The 19,219-nt window shown below is 52.0% G+C and carries 16 protein-coding genes; 6 read left to right on the top strand and 10 right to left on the bottom strand.

The window, feature by feature from the left end; genetic code table 11:
- The first annotated feature begins 12 nt into the window (after window positions 1-12).
- A complete protein-coding gene (locus IE054_RS01320; RefSeq protein WP_189403284.1) occupies window positions 13-1,320 on the top strand; it encodes a YeaH/YhbH family protein in 1,308 nt (435 codons plus the stop codon).
- Window positions 1,304-2,821: a SpoVR family protein gene (locus IE054_RS01315; protein ID WP_189403283.1), complete on the top strand. Its 1,518-nt coding sequence runs from the start codon at window positions 1,304-1,306 to the stop codon at window positions 2,819-2,821. The genes IE054_RS01320 and IE054_RS01315 overlap by 17 nt, the downstream gene beginning before the upstream one ends.
- Window positions 2,822-2,846: 25 nt before the next feature.
- On the opposite strand, the gene aroC is transcribed toward IE054_RS01315, so the two are convergent.
- Window positions 2,847-3,944: a chorismate synthase gene (gene aroC, locus IE054_RS01310; protein WP_189403282.1), complete on the bottom strand. Its 1,098-nt coding sequence runs from the start codon at window positions 3,942-3,944 to the stop codon at window positions 2,847-2,849.
- A gap of 5 nt (window positions 3,945-3,949) precedes the next feature.
- Window positions 3,950-4,888 (bottom strand): 50S ribosomal protein L3 N(5)-glutamine methyltransferase, encoded by a 939-nt coding sequence (gene prmB, locus IE054_RS01305; protein WP_189403281.1) that lies wholly within the window; start codon window positions 4,886-4,888, stop codon window positions 3,950-3,952.
- 88 nt (window positions 4,889-4,976) lie between these two features.
- Here prmB and smrB point away from each other — a divergent pair, with 88 nt between their 5' ends.
- Window positions 4,977-5,564, top strand: coding sequence for an endonuclease SmrB (gene smrB / locus IE054_RS01300; protein WP_189403280.1), 588 nt, complete (start codon window positions 4,977-4,979; stop codon window positions 5,562-5,564).
- Between the two features lie 21 nt (window positions 5,565-5,585).
- Here smrB and IE054_RS01295 read toward each other — a convergent pair whose 3' ends face one another.
- From IE054_RS01295 to IE054_RS01280, 4 genes are all read right to left on the bottom strand, one after another.
- Window positions 5,586-5,711 carry a DUF3149 domain-containing protein gene (locus tag IE054_RS01295; protein WP_189403279.1) on the bottom strand — a complete coding sequence of 42 codons (126 nt, stop codon included), beginning with the start codon at window positions 5,709-5,711 and terminating at the stop codon, window positions 5,586-5,588.
- Between the two features lie 304 nt (window positions 5,712-6,015).
- Window positions 6,016-6,654, bottom strand: coding sequence for a transglycosylase SLT domain-containing protein (locus tag IE054_RS01290; RefSeq protein ID WP_189403278.1), 639 nt, complete (start codon window positions 6,652-6,654; stop codon window positions 6,016-6,018).
- A 63-nt stretch (window positions 6,655-6,717) separates the two neighbouring features.
- Window positions 6,718-8,319: a glutamate--cysteine ligase gene (gshA, locus tag IE054_RS01285; RefSeq protein WP_189403277.1), complete on the bottom strand. Its 1,602-nt coding sequence runs from the start codon at window positions 8,317-8,319 to the stop codon at window positions 6,718-6,720.
- Window positions 8,320-8,507: 188 nt separating this feature from the next.
- Window positions 8,508-11,330 (bottom strand): M16 family metallopeptidase, encoded by a 2,823-nt coding sequence (locus tag IE054_RS01280; protein ID WP_189403276.1) that lies wholly within the window; start codon window positions 11,328-11,330, stop codon window positions 8,508-8,510.
- A gap of 205 nt (window positions 11,331-11,535) precedes the next feature.
- Between IE054_RS01280 and IE054_RS01275 the strand changes: the two genes are divergently transcribed.
- The 3 genes from IE054_RS01275 to IE054_RS01265 are packed head-to-tail and all read left to right on the top strand — an operon-like array spanning window position 11,536 to window position 13,690.
- A complete protein-coding gene (locus IE054_RS01275) occupies window positions 11,536-12,087 on the top strand; it encodes an Hpt domain-containing protein (RefSeq protein ID WP_189403275.1) in 552 nt (183 codons plus the stop codon).
- A complete protein-coding gene (locus tag IE054_RS01270) occupies window positions 12,084-12,791 on the top strand; it encodes a TIGR01621 family pseudouridine synthase (RefSeq protein WP_189403274.1) in 708 nt (235 codons plus the stop codon). Before IE054_RS01275 ends, IE054_RS01270 begins: the two co-directional genes overlap by 4 nt.
- Entirely contained in the window at window positions 12,788-13,690 is a 903-nt protein-coding gene (locus tag IE054_RS01265) for a ketopantoate reductase family protein (protein WP_189403273.1), read from the top strand. Before IE054_RS01270 ends, IE054_RS01265 begins: the two co-directional genes overlap by 4 nt.
- A gap of 3 nt (window positions 13,691-13,693) precedes the next feature.
- Here IE054_RS01265 and lysS read toward each other — a convergent pair whose 3' ends face one another.
- The 4 genes from lysS to argS form a co-directional block, all read right to left on the bottom strand.
- The gene (lysS, locus tag IE054_RS01260) at window positions 13,694-15,247 is read right to left on the bottom strand and encodes a lysine--tRNA ligase (protein ID WP_189403272.1); all 1,554 of its coding nucleotides are present in this window, start codon (window positions 15,245-15,247) and stop codon (window positions 13,694-13,696) included.
- A gap of 28 nt (window positions 15,248-15,275) precedes the next feature.
- A protein-coding gene (gene prfB, locus IE054_RS01255) for a peptide chain release factor 2 (RefSeq protein WP_189403271.1) occupies window positions 15,276-16,374 on the bottom strand; the annotation gives its coding sequence in 2 pieces (ribosomal slippage) (window positions 15,276-16,298 and window positions 16,300-16,374; 1,098 coding nt in all).
- Between the two features lie 400 nt (window positions 16,375-16,774).
- Window positions 16,775-17,350, bottom strand: coding sequence for an NADPH-dependent FMN reductase (locus tag IE054_RS01250; protein ID WP_189403770.1), 576 nt, complete (start codon window positions 17,348-17,350; stop codon window positions 16,775-16,777).
- A gap of 133 nt (window positions 17,351-17,483) precedes the next feature.
- Window positions 17,484-19,214 carry an arginine--tRNA ligase gene (gene argS / locus IE054_RS01245; RefSeq protein WP_189403270.1) on the bottom strand — a complete coding sequence of 577 codons (1,731 nt, stop codon included), beginning with the start codon at window positions 19,212-19,214 and terminating at the stop codon, window positions 17,484-17,486.
- Window positions 19,215-19,219: the final 5 nt, after the last annotated feature.

Raw genomic sequence — 19,219 nt, 5'->3', positions numbered from 1 at the left:
AAGTAGGTGCTTATGGCGCATTTTATTGACAGACGTTTAAACAGTAAGGGAAAAAGCACCGTAAACCGCCAGCGTTTTATTCGCCGCTACAAGCAGCAAATAAAGCGTGCGGTCTCGGATGCAGTCGGCAAACGATCGGTGACCGATCTGGATCATGGCGAAGAGGTTGGCATTCCCAGCAAAGATATTACCGAGCCGGTGTTTCACACCGGTAAAGGTGGGCGGCGTTCTATTGTCCATCCGGGCAACGATCAGTTCACCGCCGGTGACAGAATTAACCGGCCACCATCCGGCGGCGGTCAGGGCGCGGGCTCAGGAGATGCCAGTGACAGCGGCGAAGGCCAGGATGAATTTGTTTTTTCTATTTCAAAAGACGAATACCTGGACCTGCTGTTTGATGATCTGGCGCTGCCTAATTTGCTGAAAAATCAGTATGACAAGGTGGTACAGTATGAGACCTACCGCGCCGGCTATCAGACTGACGGCGTGCCCAGTAATCTTGATATCATACGCTCACTGAAGGGGTCGGTGGCCAGACGCATTGCCATGACAGGCGCTGACCGCAAAAAACTGGCGCGCCTTGAAGAAGATCTGCAGGCACTAAAGGACGATCCCCACGACAATACACTGGCCATCATGGCGCTTGAGAAGGACATACGTGAACTGAAAGAAAAAATCGCCCGTGTTCCGTTTATCGATACCTTTGATCTCAGGTTTAAAAACTACGACCGGCGACCAGTGCCCACCAGCAAGGCCGTGATGTTTTGTCTGATGGATGTGTCCGGCTCCATGGATCAGGCCACCAAAGACATGGCCAAGCGCTTCTATATTCTGCTGTATTTGTTTTTAACCCGCACCTATCAGAATGTCGAAGTGGTCTATATTCGTCACCATACCCAGGCGAAAGAGGTGGATGAACAAGAGTTTTTTTACTCACAGGAAACCGGCGGTACCATCGTTTCCAGCGCCCTGACACTGATGGACGAGATTATTCGCGATCGGTTCGACGCGAGTGACTGGAATATATATGCCGCACAGGCTTCAGACGGTGATAACTGGGCCGATGATTCACCTCAGTGCAGAGAGATCCTGGCCTCGCGTCTGCTGCCGGTGACACGCTATTTTGCCTATATCGAAATCACTGATCGCCAGCACCAGAGTTTGTGGCGTGAGTATGAACGTGTCGCTGAGGTGTATGACAACTTCGTATGCAAACATATTCAGACAGTGAGTGACATTTACCCGGTGTTCCGTGATCTCTTTAAGAAATCCGGCCACCCCGCCGACGCAGGAGACAGCAGTTATGCCAGCGCGCCGTAAATCTTCCGCTTGCCTCAGCGATGGGCCGGACTGGACCTTTGATTTGTTAACCGAGTATGAGACAGAAATTGATCGTATTGCCCGCAACTTTAAGCTGGATATTTATCCTAATCAGATTGAGGTGATTACCGCCGAGCAAATGATGGATGCCTACGCCAGTATTGGCATGCCTATCAATTACAGCCACTGGTCGTTTGGCAAGAAGTTTATTCAGAATGAGCAACAATATCGTCGCGGTCAGATGGGGCTGGCCTACGAAATTGTGATCAATTCTAACCCCTGTATTGCCTACCTGATGGAAGAAAACACTATTACCATGCAGGCGCTGGTCATGGCACATGCCTGCTATGGCCACAACTCGTTTTTTAAGGGTAACTATCTGTTTGACACCTGGACAGACGCAGACTCAATCATCGACTACCTGGTCTTTGCTAAAAACTATATTGCCAGGTGTGAGCAGAAATACGGTTTTCAGGAAGTAGAAGACACCCTCGATTCGTGCCATGCCCTGATGAATTATGGTGTAGATCGCTACAAACGCCCGCAAAAGCTGTCGCTGCAGCAGGAAAAAGCCCGTCAGAAGCAGCGCGAAAAGTACCTGCAATCACAGGTTAACGAACTCTGGCGTACGCTCCCCGAGGGCAGAGAGGACAGCAAACCGATACGCAAACGCTTCCCTGCCGAGCCTCAGGAAAATATTCTGTACTTTATTGAAAAGAACGCGCCGTTGCTGGAGCCCTGGCAACGTGAGCTGGTACGCATTGTGCGCAAGATATCGCAGTATTTCTATCCGCAAAAGCAAACGCAGGTGATGAACGAAGGGTGGGCCTGTTTCTGGCATTACCATATTCTGAATCAGATGTATGATGAAGGGCTGGTCACCGACCGCTTTATGCTGGAGTTTCTGCACAGCCACAGCAGTGTCGTTATGCAGCCTGAGTACAACAGTCCCTACTATTCGGGTATTAATCCCTACGCACTGGGATTTAACATGTTTATGGACATCAAGCGGGTATGTCAGAACCCAACGGATGAAGACCGGGAATATTTACCTGAAGTCGCCGGCAAAGACTGGCTGGAAACTGTGCATTTCGCCATGAAAAACTTTAAGGATGAAAGTTTTATCAGTCAGTTCCTGTCGCCCAAACTCATGCGGGATTTCAAATTGTTTGCGGTTGACGACGACGCGGACAAAAGCTTTGTCACTGTCGACGCTATTCACAACAAACAAGGCTATATGCAGATCCGGGAAAAGTTATCGGCGCAGTACAATTTAAGCAATCTGGAGCCTAACATTCAGGTGTACAACGTCGACGTGCGCGGTGATCGTTCACTGACGCTACGCTATATTCCACACAATGGTATTCCGCTGGCCGACTCCCGGCAGGAAGTGATGCGTCATCTTCACCGGCTCTGGAAGTTTGATGTGACGCTAGAGCAGGTCAGTGACGATGGCATTGACGTGATCGCCAGTTGCAAGCGCGCCGCCGAGATCGCATAAACGGCGCTGCTCACAAGTAAAAGGTTCAGGACTGGCGGGCAATATCCGGCGTGCTGCTGCCAACGCCGGCGTTCTGACCACGATGACGGATAACGTGATCCATCAGTACCAGCGCCAGCATGGCTTCAGCGATGGGTACTGCGCGGATCCCGACACAGGGGTCGTGCCGGCCTTTGGTCACGATATCGGTGGCCTCGCCGTCGACATTAATGGTGTTGCCCGGTACCGAGATGCTGGATGTCGGTTTGAGCGCCATGTGGACATTGATATCCTGACCACTGGAAATACCGCCTAACACGCCGCCGGCATGATTACTGGCAAAACCGTCCGGGGTAAGTTCATCACGATGCTCACTGCCGCGCTGCGTGACAACATCGAAGCCATCGCCAATTTCCACCCCTTTGACCGCATTGATCCCCATCATGGCATGGGCAATATCGGCATCAAGCCGATCAAAGACAGGCTCACCCAGTCCGACAGGAACATTTGACGCCGTCACAGATACTTTGGCACCAATACTGTCGCCTGACTTTTTAAGCGCACGCATGTATTCATCCAGCGCCTCCAGTTTAGAGGCGTCCGGGCAGAAAAACGGGTTAGTATTGGTCACACCATGATCAACCTGCTCAATGACAACCGGCCCTAACTGAGACAGGTAGCCTCTGATCTCGATACCCAGCATGGTTTTCAGGTATTTCTTCGCCACGCCACCTGCAGCGACACGAATAGCCGTTTCCCGTGCGGATGAGCGCCCGCCGCCCCGGTAATCGCGCAGCCCGTATTTTTGCTGATAGGTATAGTCTGCATGCCCGGGACGAAAGCGATCGGCAATGTTGCCGTAATCTTTGCTGCGCTGATCTTTATTTTTTATCAGCAGACCAATACTGGTGCCAGTGGTTTTACCCTCAAACACGCCGGATAAGATCTGCACTTCATCGTCTTCGCGGCGCGCCGTGGTATACCTTGAAGTACCGGGTTTGCGGCGATCAAGGTCGCCCTGAAGATCAGCCTCTGACAACGGCAGTCCTGGTGGACACCCATCAATTACGCCACCTATGGCAAGCCCATGACTCTCTCCAAAGGTGGTGATCGTAAATGCTTTTCCAAAACTGTTTCCCGGCATAATACCTACTCGTTAGCTGTCGAAAAATAAGAAACCAGTGCCGATTTAGACACAACAAAAATGCCCTGACCACCCATTTGGAATTCCAGCCAGTCAAGTTCAAGGCCCGCATAGCGCTGGTGCATATGCACTTCACTGTTGCCGACTTCGACAAACAGCCAGCCATCATCGCTAAGATACGCGGGCGCCTGACGTAAAATCTTATCCACCAAATCCAGACCGTCTTCGCCTGCAGCCAGGGCCAGCGCAGGCTCATGGTGGTATTCATCCGGCAGATCTGCCATATCTTCGGCATCGACATAGGGCGGATTGGATACAATTAACTGGTACTGCTGGCCGGCCAGACCCGAATATAAATCTGACTCAATAGGGTACACGCGATGACTCAGGCCGTGCTCCTGAATATTGAGTTCAGCCACTTCCAGTGCGTCACTGCTGATATCCACCGCGTCGACTTCAGCGTCCTCAAACGCATGGGCCAGCGCAATGGCGATACAGCCACCGCCAGTACACATATCAAGAATATGGGCAGGAGCAGTATCAATATAAGGCGCAAACCGTCGCTCAATGAGCTCCGCAAACGGGGAGCGTGGTATCAGAACACGCTCATCCACAAAGAACGGCAACCCACAGAACCACGCCTGATTGGTAATATAGGGAAGCGGCAACCGCGTCTGCACCCGTTTCAGTACCAGTTCCGCGATTTTCTCGCGCTCTGAATGTGTCAGTCGGGCATTGAACAACCCTTCGCCGGTCAGTGTCAGTGCGTCATGAGGTAAATGCAGCGCCTGCAGGACTAAGCTGATCGCTTCATCCCACGCATTGTCAGTACCGTGACCAAAATAAAGCGCCGCATCGCTAAAACGGCTGGCTGCCCATCGAGTCAGGTCCAGCACGCTGTGCAGGTCATCAATTGCTTCCTGCAGATAAAATTTGTCAGTCATATGCCTTCAGGTACATTGGCTGATGTAAAACTGATATCATACCCAAAGTTACAGGCTGCGCCCATGGTTAATTTACTGACAGATCGGGATGAGTAATTTCTACGACGAACTAAAAAATGCCAAACGCCAGACGCCACGTGTCGAAGACTCGAAAGAGGATGAGTTTCGTGACGCGATGGCAGGGGTAACGCCGCTGAAACAGGACAAGATCAATGTCACTGCGCGACAGCGCTTAAAAGACAAGCAGCGCAACGCTACTCAAGTTTCACAGCACATCCAGGATGCTCGTCAGCAGCAGGCCAGCTTTACGTTTTCTGATATGTATCAGACGACTCTGCCCTCTGAGGGGCCCGTCCGCTACTGCCGACAGGATGAGCCAGCGCACTCACTAAAACGTCTGCGTCGGGGAGACTATTATCCTGAGCTGATGCTCGACCTGCATGGCTTAACCCGGGAGTCTGCCAAACAGGAACTCACGGCCCTTATCCACGGCGCACAAAAACAAATGATTGACTGCGTGTCCGTAATGCACGGCTTCGGCCAGGGCGTGTTAAGACAAGCCCTGCCCCATTACCTGGTGCAGCACCCCAATGTCCGTGCATTTCACCAGGCGCCAAAAGAATACGGTGGTAAGGCCGCGCTGCTGGTGTTGCTGGATACCGAGACGCCAAAGTAGCAGCCGCCATTTGGCCGGCTATTATTTGTCTTCGTCTGCGCTGTTATGCATAAATAAATAGGTGTAGTACCCCATCATCACAACGATGATGAAAATACCAAGCAGTGAACCCCATACGACGGGATCGGCAAACATAGTGGTTAACATGATATTTCTCCTGTCCTTATTTGCTGCAGGAGAAGTATGCGTCAGCATCCGCTGAGAAATTGTGATCTACATCAAAGAACATAGGGGTCAGTGAGGCTGGCCCCCGGGATTGCAGTTACTTGCTGATCCAGATCAAAAAATAATGACCCAACGCAAAAAAGCTATTGCAAATCATTCTCATTAGCATTAATCTGAAGCTGCCTGTTTGACGTTGGGTAAAAAACGGTCTTGGCTTAACGTCAGGTGCGGGCAGCATTGTCTGCCCGCACGTTTTTTTGCTATGGAACTTGCAAACACGTTTATCTTAGCCAAACAGCCCCCAGAACCAGCCTTCCTTGAGATCCTCTTCACAGGTTTTAAGCTGGGTTGCATAACGCAGCGAGCGCGCTTTAACTTTCACAGCCACTTTTTTCAGCCAGGGTTTGCGGTTGTAACTGCGACGTTTATATCCGCCCCAGCCCTCGTGATAATTTAGGTACTGTGCATAGGCATCCCACTTCGATACGCCATTGATGGTATAGGTTTTGTAAATAAACCAGCCCATAAAATCAATCGCATCATCAAAGTCGTCCCGGTCTGCACCGCTGTTGCCGGTTTCTCTGATGTAATCGGCCCAGGTTGGCGTTTTCGCCTGTGAGTAGCCATAAGCAGAACTCACTCTGCCCCAGGGAATGAGACCAAAAAACACATAGTCTTTCGGCGGCAGCGCATCGTGCCTGAATGAACTTTCCTGATACATCATGGCCATTGGCACATGAATTGGGACTCCCCATTTGTCGCGGGCATCCGCTGCCGCTTCATACCAGTCATCTTTCTCGTAAAAAATATTACAGAGGTTGCTGATATCTTTTGGTGGTGTTGTGGCACACCCCACCATAATGAGCGGTAACATTGCGATAAATCCGGATAAAAAAAGTGTTAATTTTTTGAACTTTTCCGTCATCACGTGTCCAACAAAGTGTTCTAGTAATGTGTGTGTTTCCCTGGAACCTTAATGCCTGGCTTGTTAGTCAGGCATTTTTTTTGCCGGCGGTTTGGTGAAGTAATCTTTGATAAACTTGTCAAAGTCTTCCTGTTCTTCAGCATCCAGCGCTTTTTGCGCGTCCAGTGAAGTTTGTGCTGCCTGTGCAAACACCGCCGCATCCTGGTGCTTGTAGTGCCAACGGTCAAAGACATCACGGTATTCCGCGGCCAGTTCCATTCCCAGCGTGCCATTATCTTTGTTCTCACTGAGAAGGGTCTGTAGAATTTTTCCTGAAGGCGTCATCTCCGGGTCGTTCACTTTTTGCCATTCGCTGCTTACAGCGTCCTGATAATGCTGATCGCCGTGGGCTTCATCCAGCACGCTGGCAACCTGCCTGAACTGCTCAAACAAGGTGGCGGTCCAGTCACGAAACGCAACATGCTGCCCGTCACGCTGCAGTGTCACATCGGGTTTTCTGCCCTCGAGCACCATGGTACGCATGTTGTCATTGGCCTCGGCTATCTGTGTTTCATCCAACTCCTTGCTGGGCATCAGCAGACAGGACAACAAAAAGACATCAAGAAAATGGCTCTGCGTTTCACTCACGCCAATGGGTGAATAAGGATCAACATCCAGCGCCCTCACTTCGATATAGCTTACGCCCCGCTTAACCAGAGCATCGGTCGGCTTTTCCATCGACTCCGTAGGTTGCTTGGGGCGGATGGGCGAGTACAACTCATTTTCAATTTGCAGAACATTCTTGCTGAGCTGCTGATAGTGTCCGCCCTCTCCGGCCGCAAACTGACTGAACCTGTCTGATGGCGTCTGCATGGCACCTCGCAACAGGCGGACATAATTATCCAGTGTGTTGTAGCAGATTTTAAGCGATGACTGTTCTGAACTGGTATAACCTAGGTCACTCATGCGCAACGACGTCGCATACGGAAGATAGTAAGTCCCCTTGCCGGTGACGGAAAAATCCATATTGTGCGTCTTATTTTTTAAAAACGAGCCACACAGCGAGGGCGAAGCACCGTACAAATAGGGTATAAGCCAGCAAAGCCGACGGTAATTGCGGATAAGCGCAAAGTAATCTGCCGACACCTGCTCCGGTGAATAGGGTTTGCCATGCATCTGCGCCCATTGCTGCCAGAACGCCTCAGGTAAGGAAAAGTTGTAATGCACACCAGATATCGCCTGCATCATACTGCCATAACGATTTTTCAGGCCAGAGCGGTAGATCCGTTTCATTTTGCCGACATTCGACTCGCCGAAGTAGGCCAGTGGAATGTCATTTTCATCGTCGATAAAACACGGCATACTCATCGGCCACAGCCACTCATCACCTATGTTGTCATGCACATATTTGTGAATATCGTAAAGCTGTTCCATGGTGGTCGTTGTACGTGTTTCCGGGGGCGTAATAAATTCCAGCAACGACTCGGAAAAATCGGTGGTAATAGAGTCGTGGGTAAGCGCTGAGCCCAGCGCCTTCGGGTGCGGCGTGGCTGCCAGTGTCCCGTCTGTATTAATACGCAATGCTTCGCGCTCTATACCGCGCTTTATGCCTGTCAGGGTCGCGTTAAAACCGGATGATTTCAGGGCACTTACCCGTTCTTCAAAACTTTTCTGATTCGCCGTCAATGTTGATTTCCAAGAGTGTGCTGGTCACCTTTGTGTGGGGCACCAGGCATTATATTAAAACCGCTAGCCTTCACGCATCTTCGTCCGCTTTGTCTTGCGCGTAACAGTGTACTAAGGAGGATGTAAAAAAGTCTATGCTCACTCAGCCAGCCCCTGCCTTTGTTTCAGCGAGGCCAGCTTCGCAGACATTAGTCAGCCACCAGTTTGCGCTCAACAATCGGTATATCCAGTGAAGAGAGCTGTGTCATTATTTTCTCTTTATCGCCCACCACAATAACCTGCATACGACTTGTCGTTAATTGCTCACGGGCCACTCTGTTGAGTTTATCCCGCGACACTGTCCGAATAATCTCAAGTTGTTGTGACCGGTAATCATCGTCTAAGTCATAGGCCATCAGCTGACGTAAAAAACGTGCTTTACTGGTGGGTGTCTCGTATTCGAGCGCATCGCTTAAGGTAAAGGCATTTTTCATAAACTCAAGTTCATTACGGGTCATGCCATTTTCCCGGTAGGTATCAAGTGCATCAAATATAGCCGAAATCGCGGTGGCAGTATCCTGCCATTTCACATCGGTACTTACTTCAAACCAGCCCAGCGTTTTGCCGCCAATGAAACTGCTGTTCGCGGCGTAGGTAATGCCTTTCTTCTCTCGTAAATCCAAATTAATACGGCTATTGAAGCCTCCACCTAGCGGAAAGTTCATAAGTCGTGCATAAAAGTAATCCCCCGTCGCATCGTAGGGCATGGCTCGCTTAACCACGTATAGCGCTGACTGCACCGCCCCCGGTTTATCGACCAGTGTGATGGTACGCTTGTCATGCGCAGGAAAAGACGCGAACTCGGGGAAGGTGTAGTCCTCGCCCTGCCACTGTTCAAAAAACGACAAGGCGTTGGTCAGCCGTTTGGGCGACTGATCACTGACAGCAACCACGCTTGCTTTGGCTGGCGAATAGTAGCGTTTATAAAACGCTTTAATGTCGGCCAGCGTGATCGCTCTAACGGAGGCAAGTGTGCCCTCATCAGGCATACTGACTCTATTTTGTTCGCCAAACAGCACGGTATCCCGGGCGCGGCTGGCCAGTTGTCCCGGGCTTTTTTGTTGTTGCTGAATACTTTGCATCACCCGCGCTTTAAGACGGGCGAAATCAGCTTCGAGGAAGGCAGGACGAAGCAGTTTTTCTTCCAGTAGCGCCAGTGTTTCATCGAAATGCTTGCTTAAGCTTGACAGGTAAATCTGCGTATAGCGCCCTGCCGCACTGACATTCACTGCGCTGCCTAATTGCGCAAGCGCATTGGCCATTTCCTCGTTGCTGTAGTTGGCAGTGGACTCGTTTAACATCAATGCTGTCAGATAAGCGGTCCCTTCTTTACCTTCTGGGTCCAGCAGCATACCGCCTTCCAGATTAATCGACAGTGTCACGGTCGGGGTTTCCATACTGGTGACGCCAAGCATGTCAATTGACTGAGGCAGCGTTCTCTGCCAGTACTCTGGCACAGTCACAACCGGTGCCGGGCCGGCTTGTGGGACTGACTGTCTGTTTACGGAATCGCTGACCGGCTTCGCGGTATACTCAGCCGCTCCATAGTCAGGAATATCACGCGCCGGTAACGTAAAGTTCTGTGCTGCCGCTGCCAGCTCACGCTGCCCTTCAGGCACCACACTCAGTACCACGCCTGCGGCGTCTTTGACGTATTGGTGATAAACGCGCATGACATCGTCAGCGGTAACCTCGTTGTAGCGACGAATATCATCGCTGACCAGGTCCGGTGTGGCATAAAATGTTTCGTTGGCTGCCAGTGTCGATACTTTACCGGCAACACTTTGCAGACCAAATACGGTACCGGCTTCAATGCCTGCTTTGGTGCGTGCCAGGTCGTCAGCGGTAACCCCCCGCTTTTCAAACTCTTTGAGAGTTTGCTGAATGACATCTTCAAGCGTCGACAGCTGTTTTACCTGACCAGGATTGGCCAGCGCTACCATCTGAAATTCACACGCCAGCTCCCGGCACGGGTGCGAGACGACCGCCTGAACGGCCTGCCCGCTTTTCACCAGATTCTTGTAAAACATTGAGGTTTTGCCGCCGCCCAGAATATCAGCCAACACATCAAGGGGCGCCTCGTCAGGATGGCGGGCGTACACCGTGGGAAGGGTAATCTGTAACAACGGCAGGTGAATATTGTCCTCTAGTGTGACATACCGGTCCTGTTTAAGTGACACCGGCCGCGGCTCGGGCTCTTCCACCTCAGGGCCGCGTGCAATACTGCCGAAGTATTTCTCTACCCAGGCCCGGGTTTGTTCAGTGTCGATATCACCGCCAATGGTAAGCACCGCATTGTTTGGCCCGTACCAGCGCGCAAAAAACGCTTTCAAATCATCTACACTGACCCGGTCCAAATCTTCTACGTAACCGATCGTTGACCAGGAATAGGGGTGACCTGACGGATACAGGGCTTCAGCTGTTCGCTCTGACACCAGCCCGTAAGGCTGATTGTCCATGCGCTGTGCACGCTCATTTTTGACTGTGTCACGCTGACTTTCAAATTTTTCCTGGGTCACGGCTTCCAGTAAAAAGCCCATTCTGTCTGACTCCAGCCACAGCACTTTTTCGAGCTGATTGGCTGGCACGGTTTGATAATAATTGGTGCGGTCGCTGTTGGTTGACCCATTCAGGCTACCGCCAGCCTCGGTAATGATCTTAAAGTGCTGTTCATCCGCCACATGCTTTGAGCCCTGAAACATCATGTGCTCAAAAAAGTGGGCAAAGCCCGACTTACCCACGTCTTCGCGCGCTGAGCCCACATGATAGGTAACATCTACATGCACCAGCGGGTCCGATGTATCCTGATGAAGAATAACCGTCAGTCCGTTGTCCAGCGTATACTTTTGGTGGTCAATCGAAACCGACGAGGTCGCAGCTTCTTGCTCAGCAGGCGCAGGCGTTTGTTCGCAGGCAGTGACAGCAAACGCCAGAGCCAGGCATATAAAGCATCGGATCAGGGTAGCAGGCATGCATATCCTTATTCAGAGTTGGAATCAGATCGGGAGAGTGAGGGTACCAGACTCGCCACTATGTTGTCGCCGCTATCGTGAAGCTTTTACACTTCGGCTCAGTAACGTTTATGGCCCCGTGCCATGCGTATAGATTCCTTAAGTCAATGGTATTGTGTTACGCTCATTACACTGCGACTACGCACTGTTTGAACGGGAGTACCCCATGGAACCTACTTCGCCTCTCATCGATACGGACTTCGGTATTTCCCAGCTTAGCGGAAACCGTGACCTCTACATAACACTGTTGGGTAAGTTTTCAGACGAATATCGCGACCTGAACGATAGGTTACAGGAAATGATGGATCAGCAGGCTTACGATAGCGCCTTTACCCTTTTGCATACGCTAAAAGGGGTCAGTGCGAATCTGGGGCTGACGGCTCTCCAGCATGCCAGTAAGCAGGTTGAACTGGCTATTCGGGGGAATCAGTCGCTCCCCGAAGACTACGCAGGCTTTGTCGTTATTCTTGATCGTACGCTGCAGAAAATCAGCCAGTTCACGTCCCCTGTCGATGCAACGCCTTCAGCGACTGAGCAACCCGCGGCGCACAGTGAACTTCTGGCCGCATTACATGCCAGTGAGTTTATCCCTGGCGCTCAGTTGGACACGTACCTGACATCACTGACACTGCCCGCCGGTGAAAAACAGCGGTTGCAAACGGCGATCGAGGAACTGGACTACCAACAGGCCATCGCCATCCTAACCGACGCCCCATGAACACACGCTTTACTCGTCTGGTCGATCATGACGACTTTATCATTATCAATAAGCCGTCAGGCATTCCCATGCACGACAATGAAAGGGGTGTCATTAGTCTGTTGCGTCAGCAGACTGGCGAAAGCGACTGGTATCTGTGTCACCGGCTGGATACCGGCACATCAGGCTGTTTGTGCATTGCGCGTACGGCAGAGGCCGCCGCAACAATGGGGGCCTTATTCGCGCAGACAAAAATACAGAAGTACTACCTGGCTCTGACTACATCGCGCCCCGCTAAAAAGCAGGGCACGATTATCGGTGATATGAAAAACCGGCGGCAGGGGCAGCATATGCTGCTCAAATCCAGACAAAACCCGGCCATCACACAATTTTTCAGCTATGGCATTGGACAAGGTATACGCGGCGTTATCGTGCGTCCCTATACCGGCAAAACACACCAGATCCGGGTCGCCATGAAAAGTATTGGCAGTCCGATTATGGGCGATGGTCGCTACGGCGGGCAACAAAGCGACCGGCTATATCTGCATGCCTGGCAGTTAGGGTTCGCTTATCAGGGAAAGCCGGTCCATGCGAGCTGTTTACCTGACAGTGGTGAGCAAATTGCACATCCGGCTGTACACAACTGGCTGAGCGAATTACCCGCACCTGACACGCTGCACTGGCCGCGGGTGAAAAGCCTGAGTAGTACCGGTGACATATCATGACTCCCCCCGGTTTTACCACAGTCTACATCGCCGGGAGCGGCGCCATAGGCGCACTGGTAGCCGCCGGGGCCTGTCGCGCCAAAGCCCGGTATGCCATGGTACCGCGTACGCCGGTATCGTCGTCAATTGACGTGCATGCGGGCAATGGCGCAGTAACCCTGACCTCGTTTACCGCGCATCCGTTAGCAACGACGCCGCAGGACTGCCTTATTCTGCCGCTAAAAGCCTATCAGCTGGCGTCCGCACTTAGCAGCTGGCAGCCTTACCTCCACCAGGATACGCCGGTGCTGTTATTGCATAACGGCATGGGAGGCTACGAAACCGCCCGACGCATACTACCGGCAAAGCAGCCTGTGTATGTAGCAACCACCAGTCACGGCGCATTGAAGACCGACCCTGAAACAGTGATCCATACCGGCGTCGGACACACCATGCTGGGTAAGCTGGACAAGGCCACCCTGCCCGATCTGGATAGCCGCATGATGCATACGTTGTCAACATTTTTGCCCCCCGTGACCTGGCGGCATGATATGCACCGCGCGTTATGGCATAAACTGGCAATCAATGCCGCCATTAATCCGCTCACGGCCCTGCATAATGTCGTGAATGGAAACCTGCTGTACAAGGGCTACCGCGAAGAGCTACAGGCGCTGTGCGCAGAAACCGTAGCCGTTGCCGCCAGCTGTGATGTATTTTTCAGTACACCGGAACTGCTGGAGGACGTACTGAATGTGGCAATGAATACTGCAAAAAACTATTCCAGCATGCATCAGGACTATCACCAGGGCCGCAAAACGGAAATTGATGCCATTAATGGCTATATCGTGGAAACAGGCAGAAAAAAAGGCATCAACGCGTCGCGCCATGCCTTTTTAGTTGAACAGATTAAGCAGCGATAAGGTTTACTCGCTTTCCTGCTCTTTCGCCTGTGGCTTCATGTGCGGGAACAAAATGACATCTTTAATGGTGTTGCTGTCAGTAAACAGCATCGCCAGTCGGTCAATGCCGATGCCTTCGCCGGCAGTCGGGGGCAGACCATACTCCAGTGCGCGGATGTAATCCTCATCAAAATGCATGGCTTCATCGTCACCGGCATCTTTTTCTGCAACCTGCTTGGCAAACCGCTCGGCCTGATCTTCTGCATCATTGAGCTCGCTAAAGCCATTGGCAATCTCTCGCCCGCCCACGAAAAACTCAAAGCGATCTGTGATGAACGGGTTCGCATCGTTACGACGGGCCAGCGGTGACACTTCCCACGGGTATTCTGTGATAAAGGTCGGCTGTGTTAGCTTTTCCTCGGCACAGGCTTCGAAAATCTCGCACAGGTATTTGCCCGCGCCCCAAATCCCGTCAACCTCGGGCTCTTTAACGTGCAGCTCACGGGCCATGGCTTTTAACTCATCCAGGTGCGCCTCGGGGTCGCGAATCGCCGCTTCATTGGCCTGTGGCCAGTACTTCAGGATCGCATCGCCCATACTCAGGCGGTCAAAAGGCTTACCAAAGTCATACTGGGTTTCACTAAGCACCTGGCCATCTTCATCACGCTCACTGGCAGTCAGTGTCGTGGTACCTAAGATATTCTCAGCCAGAGTGCGCAGCATATCCTCGGTTAAATCCATGAGATCTTCGTAATCAGCGTAGGCCTGATAGAATTCCAGCATGGTAAATTCCGGGTTGTGGCGTGTTGAAAGCCCCTCGTTGCGGAAGTTGCGGTTAATTTCAAATACCCGCTCAAAACCGCCGACTACCAGACGCTTCAGATACAGCTCCGGGGCAATACGCAGGTACATGTCAATGTCCATCGCATTGTGGTGAGTGACAAAGGGCTTGGCTGTGGCGCCGCCCGGGATCACCTGCAGCATCGGCGTTTCCACTTCCATATAGTCGCGCTCGGTCAGATACTGGCGAATGCCGTTAATAATCTGACTGCGGATGCGGAAGTTCTTACGGGTCTGCTCACTGGTGATGAGATCGACATAGCGCTGACGGTATTTGGTTTCCTGATCGGATAAACCATGGAATTTTTCCGGTAACGGACGCAGTGCTTTAGTCAGCAGCTCATAGCGCTCCATGTGCACATACAAATCGCCCTTGCCTGATTTCGTCAGCATACCGGCGACGCCGATGATATCGCCAATATCCAGAGCGCCATACTTCGCTTTAATTTCTTTTTGCGTATCTTTGCTGGCATAGGCCTGAATACGGCCAGTCATGTCCTGCAGCAACAAAAACGGACCACGTTTGGCCATCACCCGTCCGGCAATACTCACCTGCGTTGCCTCGCTCTCAAGCACCTCTTTGTCTTTCTCGCCAAAACTCACCTGCAATTCCTGCGCATAGTTTTCACGGCGGAAACTATTCGGGAAGCCGTTGGCGCGGCACTGCTCACGAATTGCGCTCAGTTTAGCCCGGCGCTCGGCAATTAATTTATTTTCGTCAGTTTGTTGGTCTGTCATAACCTGTTCACTTAAAACGTTGTTCGAATTACAGCCCGGATTTCAGACTGGCTTCAATAAACCTGTCCAGATCGCCATCCAGCACCGCCTGGGTATTGCGTGTTTCCACACCGGTTCGCAAATCCTTGATACGCGAATCATCCAGCACATAAGAGCGGATCTGACTGCCCCAGCCAATATCTGATTTGTTATCTTCCAGGGCCTGCTTCTCTTCATTCTGCTTTTGCAGTTCCAGCTCAAACAATTTGGCCTTCAACTGTTTCATGGCCTGATCTTTGTTCTTATGCTGCGAGCGATCATTCTGACACTGCACCACGATACCGGTCGGCTCATGGGTGATTCGTACCGCCGAATCGGTCCGGTTAACGTGCTGACCACCGGCACCTGACGCCCGGTAAGTGTCAATGCGCAGATCAGCAGGGTTGATGTCAATATCTATGTCATCATCCACTTCCGGATACACAAAGGCAGAAGAAAACGACGTATGCCGACGGTTACCCGAGTCAAACGGCGACTTACGTACCAGCCGGTGAACGCCGGTTTCGGTGCGCAGCCAGCCAAACGCATACTCGCCCTCAACGCGCAGCGTCGCACTTTTTATGCCTGCCACATCGCCGTCGGAGACTTCGATCAATTCAGTTTTGAAGCCATGTGCCTCGCCCCAGCGCAGGTACATTCTCAGCAGCATATTGGCCCAGTCCTGCGCCTCGGTACCACCGGAGCCTGCCTGAATATCCACATAGCAGAAACTGGCATCGTTGGGACCAGAGAACATGCGTCTGAACTCCAGCTTTTCCAGCTGCTTAATCAGGTCGTTAATCTCGTCTTTCGTTTCGTTGAAGGTCTCTTCATCTTCGGCTTCTATCGCCAGCTCGAGTAACCCTTCAACATCGTCCACCCCCTGATCCAGATTGTTGATGGTATCGACAATCTGTTCCAGCGCGACTTTTTCTTTGCCCAGTGCCTGCGCTTTGTCCGGATCGTTCCAGACGTCGGGATCTTCCATTTCCCGGTTAACTTCTTCTAATCGCTCTGACTTTGTATCAAAGTCAAAGATACCCCCTGAGCGCTTCGGTGCGCTCGCGGATGTCCTCAATTGACTGTTTTACAGGATTTACTTCAAACATAGTCCGCTTTGGTGTTAATTGGATAAGACCGCGGATGTTACCGAATTTGAGTAAAGTTTGATAGCCGCAAGGCGATAATTGTTAGGGAAGATGCGAACAAGTCTATCATCACTCAGCGAGTCCTGAAGTGCGTAGTCGCAAGGCAGGTTTCGCAAGCAATGGCTAATCCCTTGGTAAGAAAGCTGACGCAGCGAATACGTACTTCAGGGCTCGCCCTTCGGGGCTTACAGCCAAGCACCTGCTCTGCGTTGGCCTTTTTTTTGACTTAACCCGTTAGGCCTGCAAAAGACCGCCTTGACCAGGCTCCTGGCTGTAAGCCTGAGCGGCGGTAGACTTATTCGCATTTTCCTTAGGAAAGGACCGGTCAGTGACAGCGCACTGACCGGGAAAACGGAAATGCTTAGTTACCCGACACTTTCTGCGCCAGGTGCGCCGTATCACGCCCTAAGTTTTTCAGGAACCGAGTCGTTTTCTCATCGGTAAGCTTGCCGCTGTCGTCTACCAGGTCACCGGCTTTGGCAACCGAGCGCTGATTAGGCAGCACCATAGTGCCGATATTCTCCAGCAGCAGACGCAGCGCCGCCAGTGCCCGCATACCACCCAGACCACCCGGAGAGGCGGCCATGATACCGGCCACTTTACCTTTGTAGGCTTCGAGGGGCTTCTCCCCTTCTTCCATGCGCGAGGCCCAGTCGATGGCATTCTTTAGCAGCGCAGGGTAACTGGAGTTGTACTCCGGCGTGGCAATCAGAAAGCCGTCATGGGATTTCAGTAATTCTTTGAAGGCTTTGGCATTGGCATGGATCCCATGCTCGCTTTCATCGTCTTCATTGAAGATGGGCATCTCAAAATCAGCCAGGCTGATAAGCGTCACTTCAGCACCCGCTTCCCGTGCGCCCTCGACAGCGACATCCAGAATCGCCTGGTTAAACGACCCATTCCGGGTACTTCCTGCAAATGCCAGCAGCTTCGTCATCATGTATTCCTTCTGGTTTGTATTTTTACCTGTTCGACGCAAGCACCGTGCGCGTCTTCATTACTTGTAGGGGATACGAAAAAGGCAGTGAATTGCTCACTGCCTTTTCGCGTATTACAGACTTGTAACCTTGCTACATCTTCTCCAGGGTTTCAATACCCAGCAGCGTCAGCCCCTGTTTAAGGGTGCGTGAGACCAGTGCTGACAACGCCAGCCGGCTGTGTTTGACCGCATCTTTGGTGCCCGGTTTAAGAATGGGACAGGCCTCATAAAACGTCATAAACGCGCTGGCAACATCATACAGGTAAGTACAGAGTACGTGCGGTGTGGCATCGCGTGACACCGTCCCAACCACCTCTTCAAACTGCATCAGCTGCACAGCCAGTGCATGCTCCTGTTTTTCAGTCAGGGTGATATCGCAGGGCAGATTGTCCAGCCCCATGCCAGACTTTCTGAACAGACTGCGCACGCGGGTGTAGGCATATTGCAGATAGGGGGCGGTATTGCCCTCAAAGCTGAGCATACTGTCCCAGCTGAACATATAATCGGTGGTCCGGTTTTTATTCAGGTCAGCGTACTTTACCGCGCCAATACCGACAATGCGGGCCACGTCATCAAGTTCTTCGGCACTGAGATCCGTGTCACGCTCTGCAAGCAGTGATCTGGCCCGTTCTACCGCTTCATCAAGCAGCTCTACCAGCTTGACGGTTCCGCCACTGCGGGTTTTAAACGGCTTGCCGTCACTGCCGAGCATCATGCCAAACGGGCAATGCTCATAGGTTTGGGTGTCCTGCATAAAGCCAGCTTTACGACCGACAATTTCGGTTTGCTTGAAATGCAGCGCCTGACGGGCATCGGTCAGGATCAGAGTGCGGTCCGCGTCCAGTGTCTGGCTGCGATAACGCATGGCCGCCAGATCAGTCGTCGCATACAAATAGCCGCCGCCTGATTTTTGCACGATATAGACCGCCGGATTGCCTTCTTTATCGGCCAGCTCAGGAATAAACACCACCTGCGCGCCCTGATCTTCTTCAGCAATGCCTTTGTCTTTTAAGTCCGCCACCACGTTGGCCAGATCATGATTATACGCCGACTCGCCCATAATATCGTCACGGGTCAGGCTGACGTTGAGTTTGTCGTACACTTCTTCGCTGTGAGTAATAGAGATATCAATGAATTTTTCCCACAGCGCCAGACATTGCTTATCACCACTTTGCAGGCGCACCACATATTCACGGGCGCGATCAGCGAAGCTCTCTTCTTCGTCAAAGCGGATCTTGGCTTCACGGTAGAAGTCTTCCAGATCTGACAGGGCCGTTTCAGCCATTTCATGCTCAAGTTTGTCAGATAAATGCGCCAGCAGCATGCCGAACTGCGTTCCCCAGTCGCCCATGTGATTCTGACGAATAACCTTGTGCCCCAGGAATTCGAGAACTTTGACCACAGCGTCGCCAATGATCGTGGTCCGCAGGTGGCCCACGTGCATTTCTTTGGCCAGGTTGGGCGACGAGTAATCAACTACCACCGTCTTCTGCGGTGCTTTAGCGACACCTAAACGCGGATCATGCAATGCCAGTTCGCACTGATTGGCCAGCCAGGCATCAGACAGGTGGACGTTAATAAAGCCCGGACCGGCGACCTCCAGCTTGTCCGCGATATCGCTGAGCTTCACAGTATTCACGATGTTGTCGGCAATATCGCGGGGCTTTTGCTTCAGCTTTTTAGCCAGCGCCATGGCGCCGTTAAACTGGTATTCACCAAACTCGGGGCGGGCACTGCGGGATACCGGTATCGGTGCGTCTTCAATGCCCATTTCCGTCAGCGCTTCGCTAAAACGGCTGACCAGTAATGCATGTATGTTCATAGCGT

The organism is Alteromonas halophila (genome assembly GCF_014651815.1).
Classification (GTDB): domain Bacteria; phylum Pseudomonadota; class Gammaproteobacteria; order Enterobacterales; family Alteromonadaceae; genus Alteromonas; species Alteromonas halophila.
Note: the sequence above shows the minus strand (reverse complement) of the source record. Positions and strands in the feature narration are given on the sequence as shown.

Coding starts and splice junctions, on each gene's coding strand:
- IE054_RS01280 (WP_189403276.1), bottom strand. CDS start 11,330: ATGCCTGCTACCCTGATCCGATGCTTTATATGCCTGGCTCTGGCGTTT.
- aroC (WP_189403282.1), bottom strand. CDS start 3,944: ATGCCGGGAAACAGTTTTGGAAAAGCATTTACGATCACCACCTTTGGA.
- IE054_RS01315 (WP_189403283.1), top strand. CDS start 1,304: ATGCCAGCGCGCCGTAAATCTTCCGCTTGCCTCAGCGATGGGCCGGAC.
- prmB (WP_189403281.1), bottom strand. CDS start 4,888: ATGACTGACAAATTTTATCTGCAGGAAGCAATTGATGACCTGCACAGC.
- smrB (WP_189403280.1), top strand. CDS start 4,977: ATGAGTAATTTCTACGACGAACTAAAAAATGCCAAACGCCAGACGCCA.
- IE054_RS01265 (WP_189403273.1), top strand. CDS start 12,788: ATGACTCCCCCCGGTTTTACCACAGTCTACATCGCCGGGAGCGGCGCC.
- IE054_RS01295 (WP_189403279.1), bottom strand. CDS start 5,711: ATGTTAACCACTATGTTTGCCGATCCCGTCGTATGGGGTTCACTGCTT.
- IE054_RS01250 (WP_189403770.1), bottom strand. CDS start 17,350: ATGACGAAGCTGCTGGCATTTGCAGGAAGTACCCGGAATGGGTCGTTT.
- IE054_RS01290 (WP_189403278.1), bottom strand. CDS start 6,654: ATGACGGAAAAGTTCAAAAAATTAACACTTTTTTTATCCGGATTTATC.
- IE054_RS01275 (WP_189403275.1), top strand. CDS start 11,536: ATGGAACCTACTTCGCCTCTCATCGATACGGACTTCGGTATTTCCCAG.
- IE054_RS01270 (WP_189403274.1), top strand. CDS start 12,084: ATGAACACACGCTTTACTCGTCTGGTCGATCATGACGACTTTATCATT.
- lysS (WP_189403272.1), bottom strand. CDS start 15,247: ATGACAGACCAACAAACTGACGAAAATAAATTAATTGCCGAGCGCCGG.
- argS (WP_189403270.1), bottom strand. CDS start 19,214: ATGAACATACATGCATTACTGGTCAGCCGTTTTAGCGAAGCGCTGACG.
- IE054_RS01320 (WP_189403284.1), top strand. CDS start 13: ATGGCGCATTTTATTGACAGACGTTTAAACAGTAAGGGAAAAAGCACC.